The 1,102-nt window shown below is 74.0% G+C and carries 1 protein-coding gene and 1 pseudogene; both read right to left on the bottom strand.

The genetic code is table 11. The features are described from left to right. Positions 1-93, bottom strand: a pseudogene (locus AC5RWT_RS37680) (formate dehydrogenase accessory sulfurtransferase FdhD); the annotation flags it as partial. Between the two features lie 150 nt (positions 94-243). Next, on the bottom strand, positions 244-1,102 hold an 859-nt coding region (locus AC5RWT_RS37675), incomplete at its 5' end, for a molybdopterin molybdotransferase MoeA (protein WP_494084662.1).

Raw genomic sequence — 1,102 nt, 5'->3', positions numbered from 1 at the left:
CGGCTCTTCCACCGCCATCACGTCCTCGCGCCGGCGCGGCGGCGCGTCGAGACTGAGTTTGAGCACCTTGCGGCGCTGCGTCAAGCGGCCCATGTACGTCTCCTCTACTGCCTGTTACAAGCGTAAGCCACGCCATGCCGGACGTCCGCGCTTAGCAGAGCGGTTCGCTCGCGGGCCGGCGGTATGCGAAGCGGGCTGCGGACGGGGCTGGCTGCCTGCCAGCCGGCCTACCCTCCGGATCGCCTACCAGGGCAGGTCGATGGCCGGCAACTGCTGGCCGGGCTCGGCGCCGACGGCGGGCACCACCATGACGCCGTCCGCTGCCGCCAGCCCGCGCATCATGGCCGATCCGATGCGGTCCGCGGGGACGGCACCGCCGCCCGGTGCCATCCCGTAGGGCATCAACCGGTCCTGGTCGTGCAGCGGCGGCAGGGCTGTCCCTGCGGACACCGTGCGCAGCGGCGCCAGCGGGCGGCCTGTCATGCCTGCCAGCAGCGGAGCCCCCAGTGTCAGCAGCGCCATCATGGCGGCCAGCGGATTGCCCGGCAGGCCCACCAGCAGGCGGCCGTCGGCCAGCCGGGCCAGCAGCGCAGGATGCCCCGGCCGCATGCGAATGGACGGGACCAGGATGCTGGCCGCGGCGGCGTCCAGCACCTCGCGCAGGTGGTCTGCGGAGGAGCGGCCGGTCCCACCGGTGGTGACCACGACGTCGCCGCCGCACGTGGCAATGGCTTCGGCGGTGGCATCGAAGTCGTCGGGCAGCCGCCGGCTGCCCGTGACCTCGCCGCCGAGCCGGCCGATGATGGCCGGGAGCGTGGGTCCGAACGTGTCCCGGACCCGGCCCGGTGCGGGGACGCCGGAGGGGACAACCTCGTCGCCGGTCAGCAGCAGCGCAACCTGCGGCACCGGGGCAACGGAGAGCATGTCGTGGCCGCACACCGCGGCGACGGCCAGATGGGCAGGGGTCAGCACGGTGCCGGCGGGGACCACGACGGCGCCGGCAGCGGTTTCTTCACCGGCCGGACGGATGTGGCGCCCGGGGGCCAGTTCCCGCCGGTCGGTACCCGGGCACAATTCCAGCCGGTCCACTGCCGAGGCCCCG

The sequence above is a fragment of the Arthrobacter sp. Dra40 genome (assembly GCF_059091905.1).
This window is presented reverse-complemented; position numbering and strand designations above follow the sequence as displayed.